At 38.8% G+C, this 1887-nt stretch carries 4 protein-coding genes; all 4 read right to left on the bottom strand.

Going from position 1 to position 1887, the window contains the following annotated elements; translation table 11 throughout:
* Nucleotides 1-59 precede the first annotated feature (59 nt).
* Nucleotides 60-260: a hypothetical protein gene (locus U9K52_RS21130; RefSeq protein WP_322928012.1), complete on the bottom strand. Its 201-nt coding sequence runs from the start codon at nt 258-260 to the stop codon at nt 60-62.
* Between the two features lie 87 nt (nt 261-347).
* Nucleotides 348-668: a hypothetical protein gene (locus U9K52_RS21125; RefSeq protein ID WP_322928011.1), complete on the bottom strand. Its 321-nt coding sequence runs from the start codon at nt 666-668 to the stop codon at nt 348-350.
* Nucleotides 669-670: 2 nt separating this feature from the next.
* On the bottom strand, nt 671-1354 hold the full coding sequence (locus U9K52_RS21120; RefSeq protein WP_322928010.1) for a hypothetical protein: 684 nt from the start codon (nt 1352-1354) through the stop codon (nt 671-673).
* Nucleotides 1355-1391: 37 nt separating this feature from the next.
* The coding region (locus U9K52_RS21115; RefSeq protein WP_322928009.1) for an RHS repeat-associated core domain-containing protein at nt 1392-1887 on the bottom strand (496 nt) is incomplete at its 5' end.

Below are 1887 nucleotides of genomic sequence, written 5' to 3'. Positions count from 1 at the left end.
GTAGTTGCTTTCTTCCAAAACAGCGATTCCTCCGCCATCTGCTGCATTGTAGCTCAGCCTTACATTACCCAGATGATCTGTGTAGTTGTATATATATTCTCCTCTTTCCGCATTGTAAAACCCTTCTGCTGTCGGGAAAATTTCAGCTTCTCGTTTTCATACTGAAAGCCGTCAAGGTAATCTGTCGTCGTAGAGCCAAAGATCTTCTGCACTTTTGTCCCGTCGGCACTATAAAGATAAGAAGTTTTATGAAAACCCACCGCAATTGTGGTGGGTTCTTATTATGTTACCAGCACGAGCGGGACGCTCGCGCCAGCGGGGTGAAATCAACACTTTGATACATTACCTTAGAAATAAAAATGTATGCTAGTTTCATACGATAAAGCTAGCTCAAACATTTCAATGATTTCATCCGAGCCATTAGCATTTTTTTTTAATTCATTTAATGAATTATGTATAGATTCTAAATTTGTAATATGCTCGTCTTCAAAATCATCAATATTGCTATTTGCTATTTTATTAATTAAAATAAAGACGCCATCATCCCATAATTTCTTGAATTCGTCATTTGTTATATTTAATTCCACAATCTGATCCGGACTTACCGCATCGTAATCCAATGCAATTTCAGCTTCTTTACTCTTTGGAACAATAATTTTTTTTGACATATTTAATCTATATTATTAAAATGAGTTACTTGATTATATTCAGCTTGACTTCTTCCCATTTGCTTTCCGTTTACTGTTTTATTATTAGGCACGTTTCCTTCCAAATCCAAATAAGTTCTCCTTCCAGACAGATTCGTATCTTCTATTCTAAAGTAATTTCCTGTATTATCGTAAACAACTTGCAACCCTGTTTCGGAATTATTGTAAATGGTTTTACCTGTAGCCGTTGTTGTTCCTTCCGCTTCAGGTGCAATTTTTTGTATGGTTTCTGATAAACTACCACTTTCCCATTGAGAAGAGAACTGGGCAGCTCTTTCAGCTCCTCCACCTCCAACAGCAGTACTCATTTGTGATCTTGAAAGTTGCGCTCCTTCTAGAGAAGTAGCAGATGTTTCAGTAACAGTTGCTACTTTTCCTGCTTTTGCTCCCATTACTTTATGAGTAACAACTGCAGCAGCTACAGTAACAACTGCTGATCCGATAGATTCTGCATCTCCTTTTGCTACACCTTTTGCTGTTTGAACAATCGCTTTAGTACCAGTCTCTTCATATACTATGTTAGTTGCTTGTTTAACTGCTGCTTTTACTCCTCCTTGTCTAAATGCTTTATATGTTTTCATAGCATTTACTGTTCCTATAACTGCTGCTCTCTGAAGACTGGCACCTTCTATTGTACCTTTAACCATACCTTTCGTAGCGTTCCAAGCTCCTCTTCCAAAACTTTTAACCTGATTCCAAGTTGGCCAAGGCCACATTCCATCTGGGGTCAACAAACATTATCGGATTGTCAAAAGCATAATTATATGGTGAAAATCTTCTACCTAATTCAGCAGCAGGATCTACGACACCCCATCTTCCGATATCAGGCATGTAAAAACTTGCTCCATAATCATACATTCCGGTCTCCTGCAGCTCCTTTCCGTTGTACTTATAGTTGTAGTTTGTTCCAAAATCATTCAGCAATGAACCGTCATTATACCCCTGATGCTTCAGCCCGAAAGGATAATAATTGCTTTCTTCCAAAACAGCGATACCCCCGCCATCTGCTGCGCTGTAGCTTAATCTTACATTGCCCAGATGATCTGTGTAGTTGTATACATATTCTCCTCTTTCCGCATTGTAAAACCCTTCTGCTGTCGGGAAGAATTTCAGCTTCTCGTTTTCATACTGAAATCCGTCAAGGTAATCTGTCGTCGTAGAGCCAAAGATCTTCTGCGCT

It is taken from the genome of Chryseobacterium sp. MHB01, assembly GCF_034651565.1.
GTDB lineage: Bacteria > Bacteroidota > Bacteroidia > Flavobacteriales > Weeksellaceae > Chryseobacterium > Chryseobacterium nepalense.
Note: the sequence above shows the minus strand (reverse complement) of the source record. Positions and strands in the feature narration are given on the sequence as shown.

Coding starts and splice junctions, on each gene's coding strand:
- U9K52_RS21125 (WP_322928011.1), bottom strand. CDS start 668: ATGTCAAAAAAAATTATTGTTCCAAAGAGTAAAGAAGCTGAAATTGCA.
- U9K52_RS21120 (WP_322928010.1), bottom strand. CDS start 1,354: ATGGTTAAAGGTACAATAGAAGGTGCCAGTCTTCAGAGAGCAGCAGTT.